Source organism: Streptomyces sp. NPDC050287, from assembly GCF_044459385.1.
Taxonomy (GTDB): Bacteria; Actinomycetota; Actinomycetes; order Streptomycetales; family Streptomycetaceae; genus Streptomyces.
The window spans coordinates 194,356-219,454 of record NZ_JBITIY010000004.1 but is presented as its reverse complement, the minus strand read 5'-3'; the positions used below and the strand labels follow the sequence as shown (position 1 = coordinate 219,454).

Below are 25,099 nucleotides of genomic sequence, written 5' to 3'. Positions count from 1 at the left end.
TCGCTACATTGGTGCTGTGGTGTGAGGCGTCTTCCTTGGAGTGCGCTTCAGGACGCCCCGCCCACGCGAACGGTCCATCTCGCGCCATTCCGGCCGCAGTCCAGCCAGATTCGTGGTGAGGAAGTACGCGGCGCCGCAGACGAGCAGCACCGGCACGAGTCCGACAGCGGTCACCGCCGCCCCGGCGAGCAGCCCGCCGAGAGGGATGCCGGCCCAGGCCAGCGAGTCACCGAGGGCGTTGACCCGGCCGAGCATCCGGCGCGGGACCCGCTCGACGAGGACTGCCCCCAGCACTGGGTTGACGAAGCCGGCACCGAACCCACTGACCGCGAAGACGGCCAGTACCACCCCCAACGGGGCATCGAAGGCGAGGATCATGAACCTCGGTGCCCCGGCCAGCAGGAACCCGGTGAGAACCACCACCCGCCGCCGCAGCCGTTGCGCGGCCACCGCGGCGATCAGGCTCCCGCCGACCCCTGCGGCCCCCATCACGCTGCCCATCAGGCCGATTGCGGTCGGCCCGTTGCCGGACTCCCTGGCCCAGACGGGTACGAGCACCGAGGTGATCGCCGCGTCCAGCAGGTTGGTGATGCCGACCATGACGATGACGGTGAGCAGCAGCGGCTCACCGCGCAGGAAGGTGAAGCCTTCGCCGAACCGCCGCCAGTAGCCCGGTCCCGTTCCCTCGGCCGGTGAGGGGGCTTCCTCGACCGCGTGCCCCATGCCGCGAGGCAGCGCGAGTTTGATGATCACCGATCCGAGGGCGAAGCAGCCCGCGTTGACGGCGAGTCCGGTCAGGGGACCGAGCACCGCCACCAGGGATCCGCCGACCGCCAGGCCGATGGTGGAGGCGAGCCGCTCGATCACACCGGCCAGGCCGGTGGCCCGCTCCAGCGGCACCCGGCCGCGCTCGGCCGCCTCTGGGACCATCACCTCCTTGGCCAGGTCGCCGGGTCCCCGGGCCGCGCCGATCAGCACGACCAGAACCAGCAGAAGGGGAAAGGACAGCAGGTCCAGGGTGTGGAGCAGAGGAACCGCGGCGGCGGCGGTCGCGCTGGCCAGGTCGGTGGTCCAGGAAACGGCCCGCGGGCCGATCCGGTCCACCAGCGGCCCGGTGAACGCCTTGACCACCACGTAGGGCGCCATCTCGCAGAAGGCGACCAGTCCGGTCTGGGTGGCGCTGCCGGTGGTGACGAGGACGAACCAGGGCACTGCCACAACGGAGATCCGCGTGCCGGTCAGCGATACGACCATGGCCGCCAGCACACCGCCCAGCGGCCGTAAGGACCTCTTGCCGGGTATGCCGCCCGTGTCCGAGGCGTCGTCGGTCATGACGTCGGGCTTCCTTCCTCTTCCTGAGGACCGGAAGGGGGCGAGGACGAGGCAGGCGCATCCAGTTCGGGCAGGATCTGCGTGATCACGGCGACCCGTTCGGCTCCCTCGGGGGCACGTGCCGCGGTCTCCGGCGCGTCTCGCCGGTAGCGCGCGATGACTTCCGTCAACTCCCGGTACAGGGCGGCGGCTTCCTCGGGCGTGAGCCGCAAGGCCCAGTCGCTCATGTCGAAGGTGTTCCGCCATGCGCGGGGCATGGTCTGAAGCCCGTTCAATGTCTGCTGCGTGCGCAGGGTGTAGATGGCGGCGACGGACTGCTGGTAGGCCAGTGCCGCCTCGGGCTCCCGCTCGGCCAGCTCCGGATCGTTGAACCAGGTAGTCCGGTGCACTGAACGCCACCAGCGCTCTCGCGCGTTACCCCGTTCAGTGTCCTCCTCGACGAAACCGGCCGCACCGAGCTGCCGGAGGTGGTAGCTGGCCGTACCGGAATTCACGCCGAGCCGTTCCGCGAGGCGGGTGGCCGTCGACGGGCCATACTTCCGCAGCAGCCCGACCAACTGCACGCGCACCGGATGCGCCAGGGCACGCAGCCCCTTGGCATCCAGGACAACCGCGTCCTCTTCAACGTTCGGGCCGTCCGGCTTCACGTTCGGGTCAGTCATACAGCCCACTTTAGACCGCAAAGATCTGTTCGCAAAGATTCCTTTGCGAACAAGTCTTTGCGGTCTCAGGGGCCTTTGCGGTGCCAGTGCTCATCCATCCGCCGACTGGTGAGCAAGACCCGGTTCAGCCCCGAGGCGGTGCGCGAGGTGGAGCAGATCTGCAAGGTGCAACACTCGCCCATCGAATCCTGGGAGAGGGACATGGAGCGACTGGGTCCAGTGGGCGGGGATTGCATCCAGCCCGTAGTACGCCCCCGCGAGGTCTCCGGTCACCGCGGCGACCGTGTCCGTGTCACCGCCGAGGTCGATCGCCGCGCGTATCGCGTCTTCGAAGCTGGTGGTGGTGCGCAGGGCCCAGACGGCTGAGCCCAGGCAGGGCCAGACGGCGCTGTTGAATTCGGTCGCCTGATCGGGTGTCAGTCGGGCGCGAGGACGGTGGCGTAGCGGCCGCGGTGGTCGGGGTGGACGAGAGCGAGGATGTCCGGGAGCGCGGCGAGGGGGTCGGTGTCCTCGAATGTGAGGCGGATGAGTTCGTGGTAGATCGCGGTGCCCTCCCAGGCCGCGCGGTCGCCGTGGGCGAGCGCGGCGATGCGGCGGGCGGCGTCCATGGTGGCTTCCTGGCCGGCGGCCGCGAAGTGGACCGCGGAGGTCGATGCCCGCATCAAGGAGCCGTTTCCCGCTGCTCGTTGGTTGACTTGGAAATGAGTCGCGGCGGCCAGGTCCCAGGGCATGCCGTTGGTCAGGACGTCTTCGGTCTGCAAGCCGATGTCCTTGAGTTCTGATGCCGCCCACCGCTGGAAGCGGGTGGCGGCCGCCCAACGTGCGACCTCGTAGGGCAGCTGCACGGTGAGCAGCGGCCTGCGGGTGCCGTCGTTGTAGGTGTCCCAGGACTCGACCGTGGCGGCACCGAAGGGGTGCTGCGGTCGCCGGCTGCCGGTCCACGGGGTCCTCCCTGGTGGGCGGGCGCCATAATTGCCGGTAGGTTCAGCGGTGTTGACGGCGGCCGGGCCCAACTCGTCTCGCAGGAGAGTGAAGCGTGCCCGGACCGGGCTGTCAGTGGGTCTTCTCCGGGGGCAGGGCCAGATCGAGATACGCGGTGAGCCTGGCGTTGTCGAGCTCGCCGTCCATCGACAGGGAACGCAACAGCGTGGCGGCGATGGCATCGCGGGGGGTCTCGTCCGGAGCGGGCGTCCGCACCTGGCCCTGGTGTCCGGTCGGCTGTGTGTCCGGCGCAGGCTCTGTCGCGTACTCGTGATGCCCGGCCGGTGCCGGCTGCGGCTCCGGCCAGGTGGCGGCGTGCCGTCGCCGACGGGTGCGGGCGAGGCCGTCGCAGCCTGCCCCGTGCGCGGCAGGGTTGGGCCGACGGGGGCGCCGTCAGACCTCGTGCGGGGCGAAGAGTTCGAGGTGGCCGCAGGAGGAACACCGGTAGGCGTCGATCTGGTACCTCGGACGCCCCCAGCGCTTGGCCCCTCCGAAGATCCCCCGTTCCAGTTGCCCGGGTATCCAGCGGGTGAACCCGCTGGAGTGGTCACCGCCGTCTTCGATGAACCCGGGCTGCAGCCCGGTGGCCTGACACTGGCTGCACTTGATTTCCACGGACGTACTGTAGGGGAGGCCGGGAAGCGGGCGCGACTGGGGTCGTTCGGCTTCCGGTGTCCGGCGCGCAAGCCGACGCAGCCGCACGGATCTGCACAAACATCCGGCGGCCGCGACCGCGGTGTGGCGTAGCGCACTGTCGGGGGAAGGCGGGTCTAGAACGAACGACCTTGGGTAGTCGCGTGCTGCTGGCAGGGAAGCGGCGCACGCCTGGGGAGGTCACGCCGCTTCCCTGCTGCTTCCCGCCGGGACCACGTCGTACCACTTCGAGGAACGCGACCGCGAACACTGTGCGGAGGGTTCACGTCGTCGGGTTCACGTCGTGCGGACGTACACACGGAGGAGGCCGCGGCGGCGCTGGCGGCCCGTGAACGACAGCGCCGCATGCGGCAGGTCGGCCGGTACCAAGGCCACCTGGGCAGCGCCGAACTCGGCGGCGGGGGGGGGGGGGGGGGGGGGGGGGGGGGGGGCGGCCGGGCCCCCCCCCCCCCCCGGGCCGGGGGGGGGGGGCCGGGGCGCCGGCCCCCCCCCCCGGGCCCGGGGGGGGGGGGGCGGGCGGGGGCCGGGGGGCGGGGGGGGGGGGGGGCGGGCGCGCCCCCCGGCCGCGGGGGGGGGGGGGGGGGCCCGCCCCCCCCCCGGGGGGCCCCCCCCCCGCGGGGGGGGGGGGGGGGGGGGGGGGCCCCGCCCCCCCCCCCCCCCCCCCCGCCGGGCGAGAACGTCCGGGACGACCTCTGAGGAGCGGATCCCGTAGCGGTGCCGGGCCACGGTGTCGGCGTCGGATGGCCACGAGCATGCCCCATGCCTGAGTGCTCGAAGGAGGCGTCGGCTCAGTCCGGCAGTCCCCACGGTTTCGCGTCGCCGATGGCCGGCACGTCACGCGGGCCCAGGTCCGGGTCGGTGCCGCGGGGGAGTACGACGGCCGTCTCGTCCCGGCCGAGCGGGATCTGGATACGGCCGTGCCCTGTCTCCCGGTAGCGCAGCCGCCGCCCGCGCTCGTCCCGTACGTCGACGGCGCCGTCGATGCCGTGCTGCAGCACGAGCGGCGCGCCGGCCTCGCTGTGGACCCGCACCCATCGGGTCCGGCCGCCCGATCGGTCCGCGTCGACGAGGAACGCGCCCTGGGTGCGCAGGCCTTGGACCGAGAGGTCGGGCCAGCGCCGGGACACGGAGGGGAAGGCCCGTACGACGCCGCCGTGGCTCTGTACGGCCATGTCGAGGACCGACTGGGCCGCCGTCAGCGGGCTCTCGATGGCCAGGTTCCCGCCCTCCACGTACATGGTGTTCGCGGTCATCCACGCGTTCTTGATGAGGTTGCCGTCGGTGAAGAAGGTCAGGAAGTCTAGGGCGTCCTCCGGCCGTTCGATCAAGGAAGCCATCGAGGACGCGGCGGCGTAGCTGTAACCGGCCCACAGGCTGCGGTCCTTGACCCAGTGGTCGAAGGTGGTCCGTATGGTGTCCCGGTCGGATGGGCGGTCCCAGTCCAGCTCGTGCAGCGGGAAGAGCCACAGCATGTGCGAGAAGTGCCGGTGGGACTCGGTGAGGGGTTTGCCGGCGCCGATGTTGATGCCGGTCGCGTCACGGGGGTAGTCCACCAGGCGCTGGAGGATCTCGCGCCAGCGTCCGGCACGCGGATGGTCCGTACGGAGGATCCGCAGGCAGTCGAGGAGGGTGGCGCAGCCCCAGCGGACCAGGGAGAGGTCGTAGGTGCAGTCGGTGGCGTCCGCCCACTCGGGCGACCGGGTCAGCGGCAGGTGCAGCCTTCCGTCGCTGCCCTCGTACAGGAAGTGGTCGTAGAAGTTCACCGCCTTGACGAGGATCGGGTAGAGGACGTCACGCACGATCGACACGTCCATGGTGTGGCGGTAGCTGAGCCAGACGTTGTGCATGGCCCAGATGAGATTGCCGTTGTTGTCGGTCTTGGTGGAGGTGCCGGGGATGCCGACCGTCTTGGCGCCGGGGCGCAGCATCCAGTCCGAGGGGTGGGCCAGGGCGTAGGTGTCGCCGTCCTGGTACTCCGGCGGGACGGACAGCGGCAGGTACTTCTCGAAGTTCTTGAAGGTGGAGGTGACGGAGTCGAGTTCGGGGTGGCCGGAGCCCTGGATCAGCCAGGTGGCGATCTGCACGTTGAGGTTCCACCAGACGGCGCTCCAACTGCCGCCGGTCTCCGGGTACCACGGTCCCCACTCGGACATCGAGGGCCCGCCGGCCCGGGTGGCGCAGGCGGCCTTGTAGAGCTGGATCCAGTAGAAGTTCTGGATGCGTTTGTCGGGTACCGAGACCAGGCTGCGCCGGTAGAAGCGGTGCCACCAGGCGCGGTGGGCGCGCACCAGTTCGTCCGGGTCCGCGGAGAGCGTGCGCGTCACTTCGGCGACGGCCCGCTCCGTCGTGCGCGACAGGTCCTCGGGGAAGCCGTAGACGATGTGCGCGGCCAGCAACCTGCCGCTGCCGACGCGCCGTTCGCGCCAGGCGGTGGTCCAGCCGCCGCCCGCGATCAGCGGCTGCTCGACGTAGTGGGTGGGGCCGGCGGATCCGGTGCGAGGGTCCGGGTTGCCCGTGTAGTCGGCGGGTTTGTCCTTTTCGCGGGGCGAGATGGCAGGCAGCCATGTGAACGACCAGGCCGCGGTCTCCTCGCCGGCGCTGGGCCGGGTGGAGATCAGCAGTGCGGTGCGGGCGTTGTGCACCAGCATCGAGAAACGGACGCTGCCGCGCGTGGTGGTGACGGTACCGCGCAGCTCGGCGTCCCAGATGTCCAAGGTCCAGTCGACGCCGGTCACCTCACCGGCGAGCGTGAGGTCGAAATGCCCTATGGGCAACCGGGAGAAACCGTACGGGGCACGCCACTGAGGTCGTTGGTCCTGCACCTGGCTGTGGCTGACCATGACTTTCACGGAGTTGGCCGTCGCGCCTCGGTAGACCTGCACCCCGAGCAGACCGTTGCCGAGGAAGGGGCCGTCCTTCCAGTCGCCGGGCAACCGCCGCCACCGCAAGGCGGCGGCTGTGGCCATGCGTTCGTACGCGTCCTCCGCGCCAGCGGGTGACCGGGGCGCCGCCCAGGCGGTGCCGGACCCGGCTGACCAGCCCCCGGCGGCGACCGCGACCGCCGTGCCGATCACGCCTCTTCGAGAGATCCCGTTCACTTGGGTCGCGGTCACGTAGGTGCCTCCCATTTCTGGTTGTGAACTTCCTGGGCATAGTGCAGGCCCCAGGAGCCGTAGGGGAAGACCTCCGACGTATTGGAAATCAGTGAGGGCTGTACTAGCAGGTTAGGCGGGCAGTTCGGTCGGACGCCCTCCGCGGAGGCGGAAAGTGGACCGATGTCTGACGGGACGGCGTCTGGCTTCACCGCGGGATCGGGCCGTGCTCGCGGCGTGTATCGCGGAGGTCGCGCGAGCGGGCACCAGGAGTGCGGAAGTGAGCTCGGCGAAGGGTTGATTCCGGCCAGACGGCCGCGTATAAATAAGCAACTTTCTTTCTTACAGAGCCCAGATGGCGAGATGAGGCGCACCGTGACCCGCCGTTATCCAGCAGGCCCACAGCGGCTGCTCCGCTCGCTCAACGGGCGCGCCGTGCTGGAGGCGATCGACGAGGCGGGACCGATCACGACCACCGACCTCGCCCGGCGGTTCCCCCTGTCACGGCCGACCGTGGCGGCCGCCGTCGGGCTGCTACTGGAGCGCGGTGTGATCACCGAGGTGGGTCCGGTGACCGGGCGCAAGGGGCCGGCACCGGCGCAGTACCGGGTGAACGCCGACTGCGCCTTCGCGATCGGCGTGGACGTGGGGCACCGGAAGATCCGCGCCGCTGTCGCCGACGTCACCGGACGGGTCCGGGCGCGGTCGGAGGCCGAGCAGCTCGGCCACCGGGGCGGCGACGCGCTCGTCGGGCAGGTCCTTCGGATGTGCGTGGATCTGGCCCGGCGGGTGGACCGTCCGCTGGAGGACATCACCCAGGTCGTCATGGGACTGCCGGCCGCCGTCGGTCCGGACGGACGCAGCCTGTCGTACGCGGCCGGCCTGCCCGACGCCGGGCGGGGGCTCGGCGAGGCGCTCGGCCGCGTCGTACCGGTGCCGCTGGTCCTGGAGAACGACGTGAATCTCGCCGCGCTGGCCGAGCGCACCCACGGGCGCGGCACGGAGGTCGACGACTTCGTCCTGGTCAGCCTGGGGGTCGGCCTCGGCCTCGGCCTGGTGGTCGACGGCCGCGTCCGGCGGGGTGCCACCGGAGTGGCGGGCGAGGCGGGCTATCTGCCCAGCGACCGGATGATCGCGCCGGTCGGGCAGCGCCGGGACCTCGTACAGGACCACCTGGGCGCGCGTTACATCAGCGCCCAGGCGCACAGCCTGGGTCTGCCGGGTGACGGCAGTCCGCGTACCGTCTTCGAACTCGCCCGTGCCGGAGATCCCGGTGCGCTCGGGGTCGTGGACGACACCGCCCGCAGCGTCGCCTACGTGGTGGCCTGCGTGGTGCCCCTGATCGACCCGGCACTCATCGTGCTGGGCGGCGCCATCGGCGCCAACGGTGACCTGCTCCTCGAACCGGTCGCTCGTCACCTGGCTGATTTCAGTACGTTCCGGCCCCCGGTGGTCGTCTCGGATCTCGGTCCGGACGCCGTCCTCACCGGTGCCACCACCATGTCGGCGGAGCTGGCGCGTGAGTCCGCCTTCGCCGCCGCCACCACCCCCGACGCACCGGCGGAGCCACCGCTGTCTCTGACCTGACGCACCGCGGCGACGCCGTCTTGCCGGACAGCGTCGCCGCCATAGGTCACCGGGCGTTGCCACGCCCGGATCGACCGACCGACCGATCCGTCACCCAGGGAATGCCATCTCCGAGGAAGGACGATCAGTGTTCAAATCTATCACCGGGGCCGCGGCCGTCACGGCTGCCGGCGTACTGCTGCTGGCCGGCTGTACGTCCGCCGGGCCCACGTCGTCGGAACCCGATACCGCCATCTCGGCGGGCGCGTCACACAAGCCCACCACCGTCACCGTCTGGACGTTCAACCACCTTTCCAACGAGGTCGCCGCCTTCAAGGCGACGCTGGGCCAACTGCACACCAAGTATCCGTGGCTGACCGTGAAGTTCGTGCCCAACAAGGACGACGCCGCCTACGCCAAGGCGGTCGCCGCGGGCAACCCGCCCGACGTGTTCATCAGCTCCACTCCCGACAACGTGGCCAAGTTCTGCTACAACGGCACGGTCGCCGACCTGAAGCCGTATCTGTCCTCGGCCGGTGTGGACACGGCCAAGACGTTCCCGCCCGCGACCCTCGTCTACACCCGCTACCAGAGCAAGCAGTGCGCCCTGCCGCTGCTGACCGACGCGTTCGCCCTCTACTACAACAAGAAGATGTTCGACGCGGCCGGCCTCAAACCGCCCAGGACGCTCGCCGAGCTGACCGCCGCCGCCAAGAAGCTCACCGTGAAGAACGCGGACGGCTCCATCAAGACCTTCGGCTTCGTGCCCCGCTCCGACTTCGACGTCAACCGGTACGCCTTCACCGGGGCGCACAGCGGCAGCGACTTCTACGGCAAGGACGGCAAGACCACCTTCGCCTCCGACCCCAAGTGGCAGCAGCTGCTGAAGTGGGACCAGGACCTCATCGACTACTACGGCAAGGCGAACGTGCAGAAGTTCGTCGGCCGCTACCAGCCGCACGCCGACGACGCGGGCAACCCGCTGCTGACCGGCGCCGCGGCCATGGAACTCGACGGCGAGTGGCACGTCGGTGAGATCGCCTCCGAGAAGAAGGACTTCGACTACGGCGTCGTCCCGATGCCGGTGCTCGACGGATCGTCGGGGACGTACGGCGCGGGCACCACCCTCGGAACCGTCGCCTATCTGTCGGCCGGCTCGCAGCACAAGCAGGAGGCGTTCTTCGCGCTCCAGCAGCTCACCACCGACACCACCTTCCTCAACACCCTCGCCGACACGGTCTACAACATCCCCACCACGTTCGCCGCGCTGAAGGCGTGGGACAAGGCCACGGACCCGCACTGGAAGCCGTTCGTCGACATCTTCCAGAACCCGGACTCCTCCTACAAGACGCTCACCCCGGCGGGCGTCGAGGACATGGACACCTGGCGCGCGTTCCTGCTCGAGTACGAGCAGGGCAAGGTGAAGGACGCCGCGGCCGGACTGGCCGCCGTCGGGAAGAAGATCGACTCTCTCAACTCCGAGAGCGGGCAGTGACGATGACGACCGTGGTCGCCCCCGTCGGCGACGCCCCGGGCGGGACGCGTGCGCGCCCCGCCCGGGGTTCCCGGCGCCGTCCGAGCAGGGCCCGCTGGTGGGTCGTGCTCGGCTTCCTGTCCCCGTTCGTCATCGGGTTCGCCGTCTTCGTGCTGTACCCGGTGACCGCCACGCTGTACTACTCGCTCACCGACTTCCAGGCCGGCTCGTACCGGCCCGTCCAGTTCGTCGGACTGCGCAACTACCGCGCCCTGTTCAGCCAGTCCGACACCTTCTGGGTGGCCGTGCGGAACACCGTGTGGATGGTCGTCGTCATGGTGCCGCTGCGCACCGGCTGGGCCATGCTCACCGCCTGGGTGATCATCCGCGTCAAGCGCGGCAGGGCCGTGTACCGCACCCTGTTCTTCCTGCCGTCCATGGTGCCGGTGGTGGCCGCCGCCCTGTCCTTCATCGTGCTGCTCAACCCGGTCGGACCGCTCAACCGGCTGCTGGACCTGGTGGGCCTGAGCGGCCCGGGATGGTTCGCCGACCCCGCCTGGTCCAAACCCAGCCTCGTCATGATGGCGCTGTGGGCCAGCGGCAACGTGATGGTCATCTTCTCCGCCGCCATGCTCGACGTACCACGCGAGTTGTACGAGGCCGCCGAACTCGACGGCGCGAACGCCCTGCAGAAGTTCCGGAGCATCACCCTGCCGGCGATCTCCCCGGTCATCTTCTTCGCCCTGCTCACCGGGATGATCTACACCTTCCAGTACTTCACCGAGGCGTTCGTCGCCTCCAGCTCGGCCAACGCCACGTCGTCCAGCAACGACCTGATCGGCTATCCCGGCAACTCCCTGCTGTTCTACTCGACGGAGCTGTACCGGCAGGGCTTCTCCTACTTCAAGACCGGATACGCCTCGGCCATGGCCTGGCTGCTGTTCCTGGTCATCTTCGCGGCGACCGTGGTGTTCATCCGCGCCTCGCGCCGCTTCGTACACCACGCGGGCGGTGGCCGATGAGCACTCTCGATCTGACGAGGCGTCAACGACCGCTCAGGCGGCGTCTGTTGTACCTGCTGGCCGAGCACGCGCCCGCCGTCGCGGTCGCCCTCTGCTTCCTGCTGCCGCTGACGATCTGCGTCCTCACCGCGTTCATGACCCAGCACCAGGCCGGTACCGGCTCGCTGTGGCCCTCGCCCTGGGAGTTCGGCAACTTCCGGGAGGTCTTCTCGGCCATGCCGTTCGGCCGCGACCTGGTGAACACCATGCTGTACGCCGGGCTGTCCACGATCGGCGTCGTCGTCTCCTCGGTGCCGGTGGCCTACGCGCTGGCCCGGCTGCGGTGGCGGGGCCGCGAGGCCGTCTTCATGGTCGTACTCGCCGCGATGATGATCCCCGCCCAGGTCACCAGCCTGCCTCTGTACGTGATGTACTCGCACATCGGCTGGGTGGGCACCCTCAAACCGCTCATCGTCCCCACGTTCTTCGGTGACGCGTTCAGCATCTTCCTGCTGCGCCAGTTCTTCCTCACCATCCCCGACGAGTTCACCGAGGCCGCCAGGATGGACGGCGCGGGGGAGCTGCGCATCCTCCTGCGGGTCCTGGTCCCCATGACCAGGCCGGCCATCGCCGCCGTGGGCCTCTTCGCGTTCCTGTACGCGTGGAACGACTTCTACAACCCGCTGCTCTACACCGGGAACAGCGACACCGGCCAGACCCTCGCGGTGGCCCTCAGCCAGCTCGCCAAGAACGGGCACCAGAACGCCTACCAGCTGCAGATGGCGGCCTCGCTGATGTTCCTGCTGCCCGTCCTGGTGCTGTTCTTCCTGGCACAGAAGGTCTTCGTCGAGGGCATCGCGCTGACCGGCGTCAAGGGCTGACACCCCGCACACCCGCAGCGCCCCCCACACCCACAGCCTTGGGAGCACGAGTGAAGATCACCGTTGTCGGCGGTGGCAGTACGTACACACCCGAACTGGTCGAGGGCTTCGCCCGGCGTGCCCAACTGCTGCCGGTCGACGAACTCGTCCTGCACGACATCGACGCCGAACGCCTGGCCGTGGTCGGCGGCCTGTCCCGCCGCATCCTCGACCGGCACCACTACCGGGGCCGGCTGACCATCACGACGGACCTCGGTTCCGCGCTGGACGGCGCGGCCGCGGTGCTCGTCCAGCTGCGCGTGGGCGGCCAGGCGGCCCGGCTGGTGGACGAGACACTGCCGAACGAGTTCGGGCTGCTCGGCCAGGAGACCACCGGGCCCGGCGGCTTCGCGAAGGCGCTGCGCACGGTACCGGTGGTGCTCGACATCGCCGCGGAGGTACGCCGCAGATCCCTGCCCGGCGCGTGGATCGTCGACTTCACCAACCCGGTCGGCATCGTCACCCGCGCACTGCTGGACGCCGGCCACCGGGCCGTCGGCCTGTGCAACGTGGCGATCAAGTTCCAGCGGCAGCTGGCCGCCCGGCTCGGCACCGACCCCGACCGGGTACGGCTCGGCCACGCGGGCCTCAACCACCTGTCCTGGATCCGCTCGGTCACCGTGGACGGAGCGGACCGCCTGCCGGAGCTGCTGACCGGCGACGCCCTCCACGAACTCGCCGCTCAGGTGAGCGTCCCGGCCGGTGCGCTGCGCGATCTCGGTGCCATCCCCTCGTACTACCTGCACTACTTCTACTGCACCGACGACGAGGTCCGCAGCCAGCAGGCCGGGACCCACCGGGCTGACCAAGTCATCGCCATCGAGAGGGAGTTGCTCACCCTCTACACGGACCCCGCGCTGGACCGCAAACCCGAACTGCTGGAACGCAGGGGAGGGGCGTACTACAGCGAGGCAGCGGCCGCCCTGGTGACCAGCCTGCTCACCGGCGACGGTGCGCACCACTACGTGAACGTGCGCAACGACGGCGTACTGGCGGGCCTGCCGGACGACGCCGTGGTCGAGGTACCGGCCCACGTCGACACCGCCGGACCGCACCCGGAACCCGTACCTCCGCTGCAGCCGGAGATGCTCGGGCTCGTCCAGTCGGTCACCGCGTACGAGACCCTCACCGTCGAGGCGGCCCTGACCGGGGACCGGACGGTGGCCCGGCGCGCCCTCGTGGCCAACCCCCTCGTACGCGAATGGGGCCGGGCGGACGCACTCCTCGACGCGCTGTTGGAGGCCAACCGCCGCCATCTTCCCCGGTTCTTCGCAAGCGAGGCCGTCGATGCCTGACCTTGTGGTGGGCGTCGACGGCGGGAACTCCAAGACCGACCTCGTCCTCGCGGACACCGAGGGACGGTTGCTGGCCTGGGCCCGCGGCGAGGGCACCCGCCCGCACACCGACGGCATGGAGGTCACGGCCGAACGGCTCGCCCACCTCGGCCGGCGCGCACTGGCGGAGGCGGGTATCGCGAAGACGACCCCGGTCGCGGTCGGCGCGTACTTCCTCGCCAATGTGGACCGGCGGGCCCAGGAACGGTCGGCGCTACGGCAGTTGACCCGGCTCGGTGTGGCAGAACGGGCGGTCGTACGCAATGACACGCTCGCCGTGCTGCGGGCCGGGGCGCCGGACGGCTGGGGGGTCGCGGTGGTGTCCGGCGCCGGCATCAACGCGGCCGCAGTCCATCCGGGGGGCCGCTCGGCCCGCTTCCTCTCCCTCGGCGACATCACGGGGGACTGGGGCGGCGGGCTCGCCGTGGCCCGGGCCGGACTGGGGGCCGCGGTCCGCGCGGGCGACGGACGGGGCCCGGCGACCCGGCTCAGGCAGGATCTTCCTGCCCACTTCGGCCTGGCCAGCGTCGAATCCGTCGCGCTGGCCGTCAGCAGCGGCGAGATACCGGTTCCGGCCCTCCACGGCCTGGCACCCCTGGTCTTCGCGACCGCCGCGAGCGGCGACGCCGTGGCGCGGGGCATCGTGGTACGGCTCGGCGACGAGATCGTCACCATGGTGACCGCGCTGCTGCGCCGGCTTCGCCTCCTGCGCACCCCGACGCCGGTGGTGCTCGGCGGGGGAACTCTGCAGAACGATCAGGTGCTGCTCCGGGACCACATCCACGCACGGCTGGCCGTCGAGGCCCCGCTGGCCCGGCCCCGCGTGCTCGACGTACCACCGGTGGTGGGGGCGGTGACCGAGGCACTCCTGACGGCGGGCGCGTCCGCCGCCGCGCAACGCCGCCTTCGCGAGGCGATCGCCGACCGGAAACCACCACCTCCGGAGTCCGTGGACGAGTGCGACACCGAGCACGTGCACGTGCCTGAGCAATCGCAGGTTCAGTAGCCCTGCGACCTCCGCGCTCTGCTTCTGTGTGACCGGGCAGGCTTCTCTCATGGCCGCGCTCTTTCCGCTCCACCGACCGAGCGGACCGAGTCAGCCGTTGTCACCCCCGTCGCCCGTGGCGGTCTTGGAGAAGCTGCCCTGCCAGGCGGCCTTCGCCCCGGAGTCGCCGATCCGGTACACGTCCACTACGGCGCCCGCGGCCACCCCGACGGACAGCACCGCCGCCGCCACGCGGACGACCGTCGCGGTCCGGGACGAGGCGGACCGGGACCGGTCCCCTGAGGCGGCCTGTGCGACGGCCGACCTCCGGGCCGTCCACCAGACCGCCGTCGCCAGCAGGAACAGGCCCGCGGCCCAGGGGAGCAACCCGTCGCCGAGTTCGGCGTGCCGGCGTACGAGGGCGTTGCTGCCGACGTGCTCCTCCAGCCATTCGCCGGCGTGCGTGGCCAGGGGCACGCTCGCCAGCGTCACCAGGGCCAGCAGCGGCAGCACGAGCCCCATGCGCCGGGCGGCACTCGGCCATATCGCGCCGATCACGACCGCGAGTGCGCTCAAGGGGACGAGCACGATGACGAAGTGCACGACCAGGACGTGCGCGGGCAGACCGTTGACGACGGTGAGGCTCATCGGGTGTTCCTCCAGAAGGCGGGCCGTGAAGAGCCGGTGCTCGCACGGTCTCTCCGTGCCGGCCAGTGGGGCGGGTCAGCCTTGCACAGCAAGTTCTCAGCTTCCTCTGAACCCGCGGTCCTTCTGAACCCGCGGTCCTTCTGAACCCGCGGTCCTTCGGAAAGGGCGCGTGAGCCCGCGCGCCGCTTCGGCCGGCGGTACGCCCGCGAGCTGTCCCGGTGTCCGGTGTGGTTCCTCAGCAGTGGTCCCCTCGACCCCTCGGCCTCAGAACGCGACATTCCGTCTGTACCCGGCGTCCACCGGCCATGATCCGGCCCGACGTCAAGGAAGACATCACGTTCGGTGTCATGTGCCCTTACGCCCCCATTGCGGTTCGACGGTGTCCCACTCACGGCTCCATTGTTCGTAACGCCTCTGGTCGAGGCGCCACCGTGCGACGCGCCCGGCGGCGAACGTCAGACCCGCGAAGGCGAGCGCGGCCCCGATGCCGAGCAGGCACGCTTCGGCGGCCGCCGCACCCTTGGCCGGCGGCTCTTCGGTGAGCTGCCCCTTGCTGTTCATCCAGATCACGACCTTCGATCCGGCGCTGCGGCCGGAGTCCACCATGGCCCGGCCGGTACGGATCGCACCGTCCGACGCCGACCAGCGGACTTTCGCCCGGACCTGCCCGGAAGCCGGTCCTTCCCCCGTCGGAATCGCTCCGGACGTGCTCTCCGCGAGGACGGCTGGAACCGAGTGGCGCTCTCGCCGCAACAGCGCGAAGGAATCATCGGCCGCGTGGGCCGTCGCAAGGCCGACGAGAGCGCCGCCCAGCGCGATGACCGTCCAGACGGCCAGGACGATCCAGGCTTCGAGAATGTCCGTGCGCCGGCGCAACGGGTTGCTCCGCCACCGCCACCCCCGCTGCCTCCTTCGCCGCGCATTGTCCATGGGACTGCACCTCCTCGTCGCCCCTGAGAGGAAGGTGACACTCGGGAACGAGTGGCGACGGCGGCCGACCGGACGGCATCGTCGGGCTGTCCGGTGCACCCTTCACGTCCAGCCTTGAGCGGTCGGCCCTGGTGCGCAAGCGGTGGCCGGGGCGCATCGCCCTGCCGGGATGTGCCCCGGCAGCGGGATGCGGCCGTCGGCAAGATCGTTGAGGTGGCGGTGACGTACGCAGAGTCCGCCGACGCCGCCGCGGACGCCGCCGACGCGGACCTCTCCTTCGAGGACGGGCAGAAGAACCGTTGTGGTTCACCGACCGGGTTGCCGTGCACATCGAGGTGCCAGGCGGCGAGGTGGTCGTCGTTCATGTCCACGCCCACCAACCCCCGGGCCAGCGCCGCCTGGAGCGGCAGGACGGGGGCGGCGGCGCGCTGCCAGGACGCGGTGACATACCAGCGGCCGCGCACCACATCGTGGTGGATGCGGTAGGCCACCGCCCGGTTCACGGTGATCCGTTCCAGCCACTCCTGCCCCCGATACTGAAACCGTACGGTCGCATCCAGCAGATAACGGCCGTGAGGTGCGTTGGCCAGATCGGTCAGCGGCGCCGGGAGCCTGATCGAGACCTGTCCGGTGTCGGTGACGCGGATCGTCTCGTTGCCGAAGCGCTTGCCCGTTTCCCCGTCGGCGGCCATGAACATCCGCTCCGCCTGCCACCGCTGCCACCACGCCTGTTCGTGCAGTTCGGCCGCCACAAGCTGGTGGCGGGCGCGAGCGAGGCGTTTACCGCCGCGCACCACGTGCACCCGGCCCGCCGCCCAGTCCGCCTCCACCACCGCCAGCCGGTCCTTCAACATCTGCAGGCGGCGGGACTTGGCATGCCACTCACCGCGCGAGCCGTACCCACGCACCAGGCCTTCCCGCTTGTCGGCTCTGGCACCCAGCGGCCGGGGCAGCCGCGCCTTCATGGCAGCGATCTGCCCGCGCAGCCAGGCCATGTGGGCGGCCTGCCCACGCCTCGCCAGCGCCCACTGGTCGTGGGTGGCCTTGGTGATGCTGCCCGCCCACCGCGCCGACGACTTCCCCGTCAGCTCCCGCTTGCGCACCGCCCAGGAAGCCGCATCAGGCGCCCGCCCCTGCCGGGACCGCACGGCGAGATCACCCGCTGCCAGCGACCCCAGGAACACGCCGACCTCGGTGAGGACCGCCGTATCCGCCTCGCTCAACCGCAGCCGGTCCCGCACCGCAACCCCGGCCGGACCGGGCACCAAACGGCGCCGCCAACTCCCGCAACCCGCCCACCCCATCACCCCCCGCCCGGCCGAAGGACTCCGTCACGGCAGTCAACGAGCAGCCTCAGCAAAGGTCACCCATTCGACCCGGGAACTCCCGTTCCCTCCCGAGAGCGAAGGGCCACAACACACCCCACAGTCCGGAGGAGACCCTCCCGAACCAACCGCATCCAGCCGCCGCACGATGCCCGAGCGCTCGCTCACGCTCACCAGAAGTCACTCCTACTGAGTACACCGGCAGCAGTTCCCAACCCCTCGGCACCCCCGGACGACCCCGGCGCCGGCCGCACCGACCGCCACCTCATCGCCACCGCCTACTACGCCTGGTCCGCGCGGCACACGGCGTGGATCGCGGGCGTCCTCGGGTTCGACGAGGACCGGCACACCTACGAGGAACTCGCGCATCGGGTACGCCAGGCGTTCATCGACGCCTACGTGCTCCCCTCCCGCCTGATGACCAGCGACACCCAGACCGCGTACGCCGTCGCCCTCCAGTTCGGCCTGCTTCCCGGCCCGGCGGCCCGGACCGCCGCGGGAGACCGCCTGGCAGAACTGGTCGCGGCAGGCGGGCACACCATCCAGACGGGTTTCATCGGCACGCCGCTCGTGGCGCCCGCGCTGAGCTCCACCGACCACGTCGACACCGCTTACTCCCTGCTTCTCCAGCAGGAGTGCCCCTCCTGGCTGTACGCGCTGAAGCACGACGCCACCACCGTCTGGGAACGCTGGGACAGCATGCTCCCGGACGGCACCGTCAACCCGGGCGAGATGACCTCCTTCAGCCACTACGCACTCGGCGCGATCGCCCAGTGGCTGCACACCACGGCCGCCGGGCTGACCGCCGCCGCACCCGGCTACCGCGACATCGTCTTCCGTCCACGGCCGGGCGGCGGGGTCACCTGGGCCTTCGCGGCCCACGAGTCGCCGTACGGGCGCGTCGCCATCCGGTGGGAGCTGCACGCATCCGGCATCGAGGTGTACACGACGGTGCCCCCGGGACGAAAGCGCGGATCATCTGGCCCGACGGCGGCGTGACCACTCTGGCGACCGGTACCAGCACCACCTGGCGACCACAGCGCACCACCGACCGGTCCACTTCCATCGCCGCCGTACCGGTGGCAGACCTCACCTGAGCGCGGCGGCCGCTGCTGTCGGCTCGGCGCGGAAAGCAGTCACCCGTGCCATCCACCACGGCCTGCCCCCCCGTCCCACACGGGGGGCAGGCCGTCGGCCTCCGCGAATCCGGAGCAGGCATGGTCCGCACGGCAACAAGAGGCGCCGTACCCCTGAAGTACGGTCTGACGCGTGACGAACCAGCGAAAGCCACGAGGCCCGTACCGCAAAAGCGCGGAGCGACGGGAACAGATCCTCCAGGCCGCTTACGAGGCCATCGACGAGCACGGAGAACGCGCCTCGCTGCAGGACATCGCCGACCGGGTCGGGGTGACGCAGCCGGCGCTGACGTATTACTTCCCCACACGTGACGACCTGCTCCTCGCCGTGCTGGAACGACGGGACATGAGGGGCAGGGAAATCGCGGGCGCCGCCGCATCGGGCAAGAGCATGGTCGAGGGCATGGCGGCAAGCGCCCGGCACGCGACCGAACATCCCGGACTGGCCAAGCTCTACGTCACGCTCTCGGCGGCGGCCACCGACCCGGAAAGTCCCGCGCACGACTATTTCGCCGAGCGCTACCGAGGTCTCGCCGCCGAGGTCACGCGGGACCTCAAGGCACAGCAGCAGGCCGGTGAGATCCGGGCCGACCAGCCCGCCGACCATCTGGCCAGGGCGGTCCTGGCGGTGATGGACGGCTTGCAGATGCAGTGGATGCACGACCCCACGGTGGACATCGCCGCGATCGCCGAGACGTTCACACGGGTGCTGGCGTCTTCGGCCGGGGCCCGGCAGGAGACGAAGCCGACCGACTGAGGTATCGGACACTTCGACCAAGTCGCCGCGGGCGGCGCTCCCCACCGTGTGTGCGGTGCCGGGTGCCGGGTGCCGGGTGCCGCGTGGTGCGGTGCCGGGTGGTGGGGCCGACCCTCGGCCGTCGATTCACAGGTGCTGTGACGGCGGGCGGTGCCGTGGTGCGATCACCCTGGTCGCCAAAGTTTTTGGGTGATAGATTTTCGATGCTCGCGACGACGCGGTCACCGACGGGGCGCCTACCGCACCGGTGTTGCCGTGAGGCCCCCGCACCAGTGCAGCCCGATGGAGCACAGAGAGGAAGAGGACACCGATGTCCATCCCCCACACCTCCTCCAGCCCGACCCACGCGCCGGACCCCGGGTTCGATCTCGAGGCCTTACGCGCCCGCTACCGCGCCGAGCGCGACCGCCGTATCCGTCCCGACGGCAACGCCCAATACCGCGGCGTTGGCGGCGAGTTCGGCTACTACGCCGAAGACCCCCACGCCGACCCGGAGTTCACCCGCGAGCCCCTGCACGACCGTGTGGAGGCGTTGATCGTCGGCGGTGGCTTCGGCGGTCTGCTCGCCGCGGCCCGGCTGCGCCAGGCCGGCGTGGAGTCGATCCGGGTGATCGACAAGGGCGGGGACTTCGGCGGCACCTGGTACTGGAACCGGTACCCGGGCATCCACTGCGACATCGAGTCGTACATCTACATGCCGCTGCTGGAAGAGGTCGGTTACGTCCCGAAGTGGCGCTACGCGCCGGGGGAGGAGATCCGGCAGCACGCCCGGGCCATCGCCCGTCACTTCGGTCTCTACGACGACGCGTGCTTCCAGACCGGCGTGAGCGAACTGCGCTGGGACGAGGCCGAGTCGGAGTGGCTCGTCGCCACCGACCGCGGCGACCGCATCCGGGCCCGCTATGTGGTCGTCTCCACCGGAACCCTCAGCCAGGCGAAACTCCCCGGCATCCCCGGCATCGAGACCTTCAAGGGCCACACGTTCCACTCCAGCCGCTGGGACTACGCCTACACCGGCGGCGACGCGAACGGCCATCTGACCGGGCTCGCCGACAAGCGCGTCGCCCTGATCGGCACCGGCGCCACCGCCATCCAGGTCGTGCCGCACCTCGGCGCCGACGCCAGGCACCTGTACGTTTTCCAGCGCACACCCTCCTCCGTCGACGTCCGCGACAACCGCCCCACGGACCCGCAGTGGGCCGGCTCCCTGAAACCGGGCTGGCAGCGGCACCGTATGGACAACTTCCTCAAAGTTGTCACCGGAGCCCGTACGGACCAGGACCTGGTGAACGACTCCTGGACCAGCAGCGCCCGGCTCCAGGAGAAGCTCATCCCCACCAACGCCCACGCCGACGTGCCGGCCGAGGAACGCGAACGCGCCTACGAACTCGCCGACTTCCAGAAGATGAACGAGATCCGCGCCCGCGTGGAACGCATCGTCGAGGACCCGGCCACAGCGGAGAAGCTCAAGCCCTGGTACCGCTACATGTGCAAGCGGCCCACATTCAGCGACACCTACCTGCAGACCTTCAACCGTCCCAATGTCACCCTCGTCGACACGGCCGACACCCACGGCGTGGAGCGGATGACGGAGAATGCCGTCGTGGTCGGCGACACCGAGTACGAGGTGGACTGCGTCATCTTCGCGACCGGTTTCGAGACCGGGGTCTCCGGGATCCTCTCCGGACAGCTCCCGGTGTACGGCAGGGGAGGCGTCCATCTCTTCGACGCCTGGGCCGAGGGCCCGAGGACCCTCCACGGCTTCTACACCCATGGCTTCCCCAACCTCTTCCAGCTCGGACCGCTGCAGAACGCGTCCGCCGTGAACTTCGTCCATGTCCTCGACGAACAGGCCCAGCACGTCGCCGAGATCGTCGCCGCGGCCCGCGAGCGCCGGGCCCGGTATGTGGAACCGACCCCCGAGGCGCAGGACGGGTGGCTGGCCGTCCTCCGCGAGAACGCACCCGATCTGCACGCGTTCCAGGCGGAGTGCACCCCGGGTTACTACAACAACGAGGGCATGCCGAGGGAGAGGGTGGCGTACGCCGACGGCCCGGTCGTCTTCCACGATCTGCTCAGGCGCTGGCGGGCGGACGGCGGCATGGACGAGGTGCTGGTGGAAGCGGAGCAGGCGTGAGGACCTCGTATCCCAGCCGGTTCGACGAATCCGGCAGCCGGCCCGCCGTGAGCACGAACGGGCAGGCCAGGCGCCTCAACCCGCCCAGTCGGCTGTGGGGTTCCAACGGTGTCGCCTTCGGTCCGGACGGGCGGCTGTACGTCGCCCAGTTCCTCGCCGGGCAGATCAGCGCCGTCGACCTCACAACCGGGGACGTCGACGTCGTGGTGCCGATGGACGGTCCGGTGCAGTCGCCCGACGACCTCGCCTTCGGCGCGGACGGTTCGATGTACATCGCCGACCTGGTCCCCGGCCGGGTGTGGCGGCGCACCCTTGACGGCGAGTACTCCCTGCTCTCGGCCGACGTGAAGGTGCCCAACGGCATCACCTGCGTCGGCGACCGTCTCTTCGTCAACGAGATGCGGCCGGGCGGCCGACTGCTGGAACTGTTCCCGGACGGTGGCGAGGCCGTGGTGCTCACCGAGGGACTCGCACTCGGCAACGCCATGCAGCTCGGCCCGGACGGCCGGTTGTACTACCCGCACATGATGACCGGCCAGGTGTGGCGCATCCCGCCGGACGGCGGCTTGCCCGAGGTGGTCGCCGAGGACGTGCACGAGCCGGTCGCGGTCCGCTTCGACCAGGGCGGAGTCCTGCATGTCCTGTCCCGGGGTGCGGAAGGCATCGTGACCCGGATCGACCTGCACGGCAGCGGCTCGCGCACGCTCGTCACCAGCGGCCTGGCCGGCCTGGACAACGCGGCCTTCGACGCGGACAACCGCATGTTCGTCTCCAGCTACGCCAGCGGCGGCATCACCGAACTGCACCCCGACGGCCGTACGCGCGAGGTCGTCCCCCGGGGCCTGGACGGCCCCTACGGCGTCACGGTCGACCTCGGCGGCACCGTGTACGTGGCCGACCACTACCGGCTGACGACCACGGAACCCTCCGACGAGTTCGGTATGGACGACATGGGCGGCCCGGGCGACCTCACGACCCTCAACCTGTTGCCGCCGTTCGCGCACGGGCTCGCGCACGCGGGCCGGTTCGTGCACATCACCTCCCAGTACGGCGATGTCCACACCTATGACTCGGACCTGGGGACCACGCGGGAACGAGCGACCGGACTCGACCAGCCCGTCGGCATCACCGTGGGGCCGGACGGGTCGCTGGTCGTCGCCGAGGCGGGCGCCGGCCGGGTCGTGGCCATCGACGACAGCGACACCGTCACCGTGGTCACCGAAGGGCTCGACCATCCCATGGACGTGGCCCTCGACACCGCGGGGCGCTGCTATGTGAGCGACGACCGGCTCGGGGCAGTGCTCCGGATCGGGGAGGACGGGACGTCGGAGGTCGTCGCGGACGGGCTCGGCGCACCGCAGGGACTGGCAGTCCGCGGTGACGAACTGTTCACGGTGGACGTCGAGCACCGACGGCTGTGGGCCGTCTCGCTGACCACCGGAGAGAGCCGGGTCGATGCCGAGCACCTGCCGGTCGGACTGCCCCCGGGCACCGCACCCCGCACCGAACCCGCGCTGTTCACCCATGGCAGGCCCGGCTCGCCGCCTCCGTTCGCCGGCCTCGCCGTCGCCCCGGACGGTTCCCTCTTCCTGTCGGCCAACGGGGAAGGAAGCGTGTGGCAGTTGAAGACGTGACCGCGCGGCGATCGGGTTCACACAGAGACGGCAGGCAGTCCACAGAGAGAAGGTGCGTCACATGGGCGGGACAGGTCTTGAGGGGCGCGGTGTCGTCGTCACCGGCGCCGCGTCCGGCATCGGCAGGGCCACGGCCGTGAAGTTCGCGCGGGAAGGCGCGAAGATTCTGGTCGCGGACCTGGACCGGGCGGGCGCCGAGGAGACCGTCAAGGAGATCGGCGCCGCCGGGGGAGCCGCCGTCGCGGTCGTCGGGGACCTGAGCGACCAGCGGGTCGTGGACAGCGTCGTCGAGCGGGCCGTCGAGGCCTTCGGACGCGTGGACGTCCTGGTGAACAACGCCGGGATCATGGACCGTATGTCCGCGCTCGGCGAGACGGACGACGCCGAGTGGGAGCGGGTCATCCGGGTCAATCTGACGGCGCCGTTCCTGCTGACCCGCGCCGTCCTGCCGCACATGCTGGCCGCCGGGCGCGGTTCGATCGTCTTCACCGCCTCCGAGGCAGGCCTGCGCGGCGGCTCGGCGGGCGCCGCCTACACCGCCTCCAAACACGGAATCGTCGGCCTGGTGAAGAACCTCGCCGTCATGTACCGGGGGCAGGGCATCCGCGCCAACGCCGTCGCCCCCGGCCCCACCGCGACCAACATCCGCGTGGACGCCGGTCAGGAAGCCCACGGTCCCACGGTCATCAGCCCGCTGATCGGAGCCAACATCGGCCGCATGGGTTCGGCGGAGGAGCAGGCCGACGCCATCGTCTATCTGGCATCCGACGCCGCCTCCTTCGTGAACGGCGCCGTCCTCCCCGTCGACGACGGCTGGGCAGCCGTCTGACGGCGGCGGGGCGCGCAGGTCCCCGCGTCTGATCGGCCGACGGAACAAGTTCACGGGCCCGGTGCTCGAAAGCACCGGGCCCGTTACCCGTACCCGCCCCGTCCCCACAGGTGGGCCCGGGCCACCACATGCCGCTTACATGTGGACTGTGGGAGCGGCGTCCGCGTCGGCCGCCGGAACACCGCGCCGGTAGAGCAGCGCCGTGATCAGTGCGCCGGCCGCGAAGAAGCCGGCCGACCACCAGTAGGCGGTGGAGTAGGACTCCAGTGCGGCGTGAGCCTGGTTGAGCTTGTTGGCGGGGTCCTTGCCGACCAGGTAGGAGGTGGCGGCGCTGGCGGCGAGGGTGTTGAGCAGCGCCGTGCCGATGGAGCCGCCGATCTGCTGCATGGTGTTGACGGAGGCCGAGGCGACTCCGGCGTCGTCCGTGGCCACGCCGCTGGTGGCGAGGCTCATGGCAGGGGCCATGATCAGGCCGATGCCGAGGCCGGTGACCAGCAGCGGCGGCAGGACGTTGGCCGCGTACGTGCTGTCCAGGCCGAGGCCGGTCAGCCAGACCATGCCGACGGCCCCGAGGACCGCGCCGAGCGGAACCACGATCTTCGGCCCGATGCGAGGTATCAGGAAGCTGGTGGACAGGGTGGCGCTCACCATGAGGGCGCCGACCATCGGCAGGAAGGCCAGGCCCGTCCGGACGGCGGAGAAGCCGAGGCTGAGCTGCAGGTAGTAGGTGAGGAACAGGAACACGCCGAACATTCCGGCGCTGGAGATCAGCATGGCGGTGAAGGAGGCGCCACGGTTGCGGTCCAGGAGCACACGCAGCGGCAGCAGCGGGTGCGAGGCCTTGGTCTGCCACCAGGTGAAGGCCGTCAGCAGTACGGCGCCGGCGGCGAGGAAGCCCCAGGACAGCGGTGAACTCCAGTCGTGGGACTCGGCGTTGGAGAAGCCGTAGACGATGCTGAAGAGGCCGGTGGTGACCAGGGCGGTGCCGGGGATGTCCAGCTCGGAGGTGCGGTCACGGGCCGCGCGCTGGAGCAGCATCGAGCCGCCGACGATCGCGAACGCCGCGAGGAAGAGGTTGACGTAGAGGGTCCAGCGCCAGTTCAGATACTCGGTGAGAACACCGCCGAGCAGCAGGCCGACGGCCGCGCCGGAGCCGGCGATGGCGCCGAAGATGCCGAACGCCTTGGCGCGTTCCCTGGGGTCGGTGAAGGTGGTCGTCAGCAGGGAGAGCGCGGCGGGGGCGAGCAGCGCGCCGAACAGGCCCTGGAGGGCGCGGCCCGCGACCAGCATCTCGAAGTTGACGGCGGCGCCGGCCACGGCCGAGGCGGCCGCGAAACCGCTCACGCCGATCAGGAAGGCGGGCTTGCGGCCGAAGAGGTCGGCTATCCGGCCGCCGAGCAGCAGCAGGCTGCCGAAGGCGAGCGAGTAGGCGGTGACGATCCAGGTCCGGTTGCCGTCAGAGAAGCCGAGGTCGGCCTGGGCGGACGGCAGGGCGATGTTCACGATGGTCGCGTCCAGCACGACCATCAGCTGGGCGAGCCCGATGACGGCGAGAATCCACCACCGATGGCGGGGCCCGGCCTCATCGGCCTGCGGGCCGCTTTTCCCGAGCGGCACCGTTTCCGGCGATGCGGCTGTCTGAGCCATGGGGACGTACTCCAGTCGTAGATCAGGTTACGAACATATGAAACGAAACTGTTTC

General features: G+C 70.5%; 19 protein-coding genes and 2 pseudogenes. 11 read left to right on the top strand and 10 right to left on the bottom strand.

Annotated features, from left to right (window positions below):
- Nucleotides 1–3: 3 nt before the first annotated feature.
- The 6 genes and pseudogenes from ACIBK3_RS15915 to ACIBK3_RS15890 form a co-directional block, all read right to left on the bottom strand.
- Nucleotides 4–1,332 carry an MFS transporter gene (locus tag ACIBK3_RS15915; RefSeq protein WP_399365912.1) on the bottom strand — a complete coding sequence of 443 codons (1,329 nt, stop codon included), beginning with the start codon at nt 1,330–1,332 and terminating at the stop codon, nt 4–6.
- The gene (locus ACIBK3_RS15910) at nt 1,329–1,994 is read right to left on the bottom strand and encodes an ArsR/SmtB family transcription factor (protein ID WP_399365910.1); all 666 of its coding nucleotides are present in this window, start codon (nt 1,992–1,994) and stop codon (nt 1,329–1,331) included. The genes ACIBK3_RS15915 and ACIBK3_RS15910 overlap by 4 nt, the downstream gene beginning before the upstream one ends.
- A 90-nt stretch (nt 1,995–2,084) precedes the next feature.
- Nucleotides 2,085–2,797, bottom strand: a pseudogene (locus ACIBK3_RS15905) (ADP-ribosylglycohydrolase family protein); the annotation flags it as partial.
- Nucleotides 2,798–3,047: 250 nt separating this feature from the next.
- A complete protein-coding gene (locus ACIBK3_RS15900) occupies nt 3,048–3,191 on the bottom strand; it encodes a hypothetical protein (protein WP_399365908.1) in 144 nt (47 codons plus the stop codon).
- 177 nt (nt 3,192–3,368) lie between these two features.
- On the bottom strand, nt 3,369–3,590 hold the full coding sequence (locus ACIBK3_RS15895) for a hypothetical protein (RefSeq protein ID WP_399365906.1): 222 nt from the start codon (nt 3,588–3,590) through the stop codon (nt 3,369–3,371).
- An 827-nt stretch (nt 3,591–4,417) separates the two neighbouring features.
- A complete protein-coding gene (locus ACIBK3_RS15890) occupies nt 4,418–6,742 on the bottom strand; it encodes a glycosyl hydrolase family 95 catalytic domain-containing protein (protein ID WP_399365904.1) in 2,325 nt (774 codons plus the stop codon).
- 342 nt (nt 6,743–7,084) lie between these two features.
- Between ACIBK3_RS15890 and ACIBK3_RS15885 the strand changes: the two genes are divergently transcribed.
- The 6 genes from ACIBK3_RS15885 (at nt 7,085) to ACIBK3_RS15860 (ending at nt 14,022) form a co-directional block, all read left to right on the top strand.
- Nucleotides 7,085–8,308, top strand: coding sequence for an ROK family transcriptional regulator (locus tag ACIBK3_RS15885; protein ID WP_399365902.1), 1,224 nt, complete (start codon nt 7,085–7,087; stop codon nt 8,306–8,308).
- Between the two features lie 127 nt (nt 8,309–8,435).
- Nucleotides 8,436–9,782: an ABC transporter substrate-binding protein gene (locus ACIBK3_RS15880; RefSeq protein WP_399365900.1), complete on the top strand. Its 1,347-nt coding sequence runs from the start codon at nt 8,436–8,438 to the stop codon at nt 9,780–9,782.
- A gap of 2 nt (nt 9,783–9,784) precedes the next feature.
- A complete protein-coding gene (locus ACIBK3_RS15875; RefSeq protein ID WP_399366819.1) occupies nt 9,785–10,783 on the top strand; it encodes a carbohydrate ABC transporter permease in 999 nt (332 codons plus the stop codon).
- Nucleotides 10,780–11,643, top strand: coding sequence for a carbohydrate ABC transporter permease (locus ACIBK3_RS15870; protein ID WP_399365898.1), 864 nt, complete (start codon nt 10,780–10,782; stop codon nt 11,641–11,643). Before ACIBK3_RS15875 ends, ACIBK3_RS15870 begins: the two co-directional genes overlap by 4 nt.
- A gap of 50 nt (nt 11,644–11,693) precedes the next feature.
- Entirely contained in the window at nt 11,694–12,977 is a 1,284-nt protein-coding gene (locus ACIBK3_RS15865; RefSeq protein WP_399365896.1) for a 6-phospho-beta-glucosidase, read from the top strand.
- On the top strand, nt 12,970–14,022 hold the full coding sequence (locus tag ACIBK3_RS15860) for an N-acetylglucosamine kinase (protein WP_399365894.1): 1,053 nt from the start codon (nt 12,970–12,972) through the stop codon (nt 14,020–14,022). The genes ACIBK3_RS15865 and ACIBK3_RS15860 overlap by 8 nt, the downstream gene beginning before the upstream one ends.
- A 90-nt stretch (nt 14,023–14,112) precedes the next feature.
- Here the strand turns inward: ACIBK3_RS15860 and ACIBK3_RS15855 are convergent, their stop codons facing one another.
- From ACIBK3_RS15855 to ACIBK3_RS15845, 3 genes and pseudogenes are all read right to left on the bottom strand, one after another.
- Nucleotides 14,113–14,649: a DUF2231 domain-containing protein gene (locus ACIBK3_RS15855; protein ID WP_399365892.1), complete on the bottom strand. Its 537-nt coding sequence runs from the start codon at nt 14,647–14,649 to the stop codon at nt 14,113–14,115.
- A gap of 345 nt (nt 14,650–14,994) precedes the next feature.
- Nucleotides 14,995–15,579 (bottom strand): hypothetical protein, encoded by a 585-nt coding sequence (locus ACIBK3_RS15850; RefSeq protein WP_399365890.1) that lies wholly within the window; start codon nt 15,577–15,579, stop codon nt 14,995–14,997.
- 290 nt (nt 15,580–15,869) lie between these two features.
- Nucleotides 15,870–16,878: pseudogene (locus ACIBK3_RS15845) on the bottom strand (IS200/IS605 family accessory protein TnpB-related protein); the annotation flags it as partial.
- A gap of 158 nt (nt 16,879–17,036) precedes the next feature.
- Here ACIBK3_RS15845 and ACIBK3_RS15840 point away from each other — a divergent pair.
- The 5 genes from ACIBK3_RS15840 (at nt 17,037) to ACIBK3_RS15820 (ending at nt 23,397) form a co-directional block, all read left to right on the top strand.
- Nucleotides 17,037–17,903, top strand: a complete 867-nt coding sequence (locus tag ACIBK3_RS15840) for an alpha-L-rhamnosidase C-terminal domain-containing protein (RefSeq protein ID WP_399366817.1) — start codon at nt 17,037–17,039, stop codon at nt 17,901–17,903.
- 270 nt (nt 17,904–18,173) lie between these two features.
- The gene (locus ACIBK3_RS15835) at nt 18,174–18,797 is read left to right on the top strand and encodes a TetR/AcrR family transcriptional regulator (protein ID WP_399365888.1); all 624 of its coding nucleotides are present in this window, start codon (nt 18,174–18,176) and stop codon (nt 18,795–18,797) included.
- A gap of 310 nt (nt 18,798–19,107) precedes the next feature.
- Entirely contained in the window at nt 19,108–20,934 is a 1,827-nt protein-coding gene (locus tag ACIBK3_RS15830; RefSeq protein ID WP_399365887.1) for a flavin-containing monooxygenase, read from the top strand.
- Complete coding sequence (locus tag ACIBK3_RS15825) at nt 20,931–22,568, top strand: SMP-30/gluconolactonase/LRE family protein (protein WP_399365886.1); 1,638 nt, start codon at nt 20,931–20,933, stop codon at nt 22,566–22,568. Before ACIBK3_RS15830 ends, ACIBK3_RS15825 begins: the two co-directional genes overlap by 4 nt.
- A gap of 61 nt (nt 22,569–22,629) precedes the next feature.
- Complete coding sequence (locus ACIBK3_RS15820; RefSeq protein WP_399365884.1) at nt 22,630–23,397, top strand: SDR family NAD(P)-dependent oxidoreductase; 768 nt, start codon at nt 22,630–22,632, stop codon at nt 23,395–23,397.
- A gap of 135 nt (nt 23,398–23,532) precedes the next feature.
- Here ACIBK3_RS15820 and ACIBK3_RS15815 read toward each other — a convergent pair whose 3' ends face one another.
- Nucleotides 23,533–25,044: an MFS transporter gene (locus ACIBK3_RS15815; RefSeq protein ID WP_399365882.1), complete on the bottom strand. Its 1,512-nt coding sequence runs from the start codon at nt 25,042–25,044 to the stop codon at nt 23,533–23,535.
- Between the last annotated feature and the right edge of the window lie 55 nt (nt 25,045–25,099).